This window comes from Williamsia muralis (assembly GCF_051487485.1).
Classification (GTDB): domain Bacteria; phylum Actinomycetota; class Actinomycetes; order Mycobacteriales; family Mycobacteriaceae; genus Williamsia; species Williamsia muralis_B.
On record NZ_JAHVCV010000027.1, the window covers coordinates 1 to 2,402 of the forward strand.

The 2,402-nt window shown below is 65.2% G+C and carries 2 protein-coding genes; both read right to left on the bottom strand.

Annotated elements, in window-relative coordinates; genetic code table 11:
• Positions 1–62 precede the first annotated feature (62 nt).
• Complete coding sequence (gene istB / locus KXR83_RS26735; protein ID WP_023955291.1) at positions 63–914, bottom strand: IS21-like element helper ATPase IstB; 852 nt, start codon at positions 912–914, stop codon at positions 63–65.
• The gene (locus tag KXR83_RS26740; RefSeq protein WP_023955293.1) at positions 911–2,263 is read right to left on the bottom strand and encodes a Mu transposase domain-containing protein; all 1,353 of its coding nucleotides are present in this window, start codon (positions 2,261–2,263) and stop codon (positions 911–913) included. The genes istB and KXR83_RS26740 overlap by 4 nt, the downstream gene beginning before the upstream one ends.
• Between the last annotated feature and the right edge of the window lie 139 nt (positions 2,264–2,402).

Consider the following 2,402-nt stretch of genomic DNA (forward strand, 5'->3'; position numbering starts at 1 on the left):
TGACGGGGCTCAGGAAAATTCCCCAGTGGTGCTCATCGAAATTCCCCACCCGTGAGGTGGGTCTACTGTAGCGGCCGGCGGATGGTTCCGGCGGCGGTGCGGTGGTTTTCTGATCGGGCGTGGTGGTCTCGCAGGCGATAGGAATCGCCGTCGAGTTTGAGGACTACCGAGCGATGCAGGAGCCGATCGAGCATGGCCGCTGCGACGGTCGTGTCGCCGAGGACTTCGCCCCATTCGGAGATGCTGCGGTTGGTGGTGATCACGATCGACGTCTTCAAATATCGTTGTGCCACAACCTGAAACAACGCAGAGGCAGCCTCGGCAGGCAACGGCAGATACCCCAGCTCATCAATCACCAAGAGTGTCGGCCCGGCATAGAACCGCATGCAGGTGGCCCACCTGCCTTCGATAGCCGCTTTGTGGCAGCGGGCCGCCAGATCGGCAGCGGTGGTGACGTAGGTGCGGTACCCGGCGTGCACCGCCGCTCGGGCAAGCCCGACCGCCAGATGTGTCTTTCCTGTGCCTGGCGGACCCATGAGCAGGACGTTTGTCGCTGATTCGAGGTATCCGCAGGTGCCGAGTTCGGCGATCAGCTGGCGGTCCACGCCGGGAGCGGCGTCGTAGTCGAACCCGTCCAGGGTGGCTGGGGTGGGCAGGCTCGCGAACCGCAACCGGCCGGCCAGGCGCCGGGCCTGGTTCTCTTCGACTTCTACGGCCAGGAGTTGTTCGAGGGTGCTGGTCATCGACCACCCCTCGCCCTGTGCCCGCTCGAGCATCCCCGGTAAGGCCTCCGCGGCGGCGTGGAGTTTGAGCACCGCCAGGTGGTGCCGCAGTTGCTGGTAGACCGAGATCTCAGCTTGCGTCGCCGGCTCAGGCACCGCGTTGGTGGTGGTTGTTGTTTTGGTGCGGGTCATCGCAGCGTGGTCCTGTTCTGTGCGGCGCGCTCATAAGCGCTCATGTCGATCACGGTGGCAGACTCGTCGGCCGTGGCTACCGTGTGGGAGTTGTTGTTCAGCAATAGATCTGCAGCAGCGAGCGCGCTCTTGCCGGGTGGGATCCGTTGTTTGCGGCGGTGCGGAGGTCCACCGGTGTTGGCCGTGGCCATCGCCTCGGTGTTCAGCGCATGGACGTGGCCGTGATCGCGGACCATCACCCCCGACCCCTCAGCGGCGAGGCGGTGGCGGGCGACGACGATCCCGCCGGCGGTGGCGATATCGATGTGGGCGTCGCCGAGCTGATGGGTTACGGTCACCTCGCCCATCGCGAGCTCCGGCGGCACCGAATACTGATTGCCTTTCCACGCCACCAACGCCTGCCGGTTCACCTTCCGGGTCTCGGTCATCATCGCCGGATAGGGTGCACTCGGCAGCGATGCTAGGGGTTCACGATCGGCAACTGTTGCGACGGTGGACCTTCCGTCAGCGGTGACCCGGACGCGGGTGTCTCCTCGGCGGGTGCAGAACGTGTCCAGACTCTTCTGGGCTTGCTCGGCGGTGACGTCATCGCCCAGGGTCCGCCACCACCGCTGGGCGGCGACCCGGTTGGCTGCCTCCACGACGCCTTTGCGGTTCCCGCGCCGGGGCGGGCAGATCGCGACACTGACTCCGTAGTACTTGGCCACGCCTGCGAAAGATGCTGTCACCGAACCCGAATCGGGATGGCAGACCGTGGCCATCCGGTCGAACCGCCACACCTTCGTGAGGCCGCCATGCTGGCGGGTGACCCGGTCGAGGCCGGCGATCAACGTCGGCTGGGTCATATCGGCGGCCAGGAAGCCCCGCCAACGCCCCGAGTGGGCCAGCGACCCAACCAGCAGATGCGCAGTCTTACCCCAGCCCCACGACGGCGGTGGGTCCGGTAGGTCCACCCAATCCCATTGCGTCTCTTCACCCGCAGGGTGGTCGATGATCGCGTTCGGTCGGCTGGTCGCGGTCTGACATTGCGGGCAGACCGGGCGCAGGTTCCGAGCGCGGATTTGGCGGGTCAGCGTTTGATAGGACTGGGTGTAGCCGAGGTCTTCGAGCTCATCGCACAACGTTCGGGCCCATAAATGTGGGTCGTCGATCAAGCGTGCGGTGATGTAGGCGACGAACACCTCGAACGCATCGACGGCGCTGCGCGCCCGCTCGCCGGGCGAGCGGGTGCCGTTGAGATAGGCGCGGACCGTTTTGCGGTCTCGGCCGGTGTGGCGGGCGATCGCCGAGATCGTCAACCCTCGTTTGTGCAGGGCGTGTACTTCCATATCGTCCTCCCATGTAAGCATGAGAAAGCGGGTCTCCTTCGAGTAGCTGATGAGTGGTCAGAGACCATCAGCATCGAGGGAGACCCGCCCTCGTTGGCGGTGCCACACGGGTGGGGAATTTCAGTGAGCGTTACTGGGGAATTTCAATGAGCGCCGTCAG

Excerpts from the sequence above, each read along its gene's own strand:
- istB (WP_023955291.1), bottom strand. The coding sequence starts at position 914 with ATGACCCGCACCAAAACAACAACCACCACCAACGCGGTGCCTGAGCCG.
- KXR83_RS26740 (WP_023955293.1), bottom strand. The coding sequence starts at position 2,263 with ATGCTTACATGGGAGGACGATATGGAAGTACACGCCCTGCACAAACGA.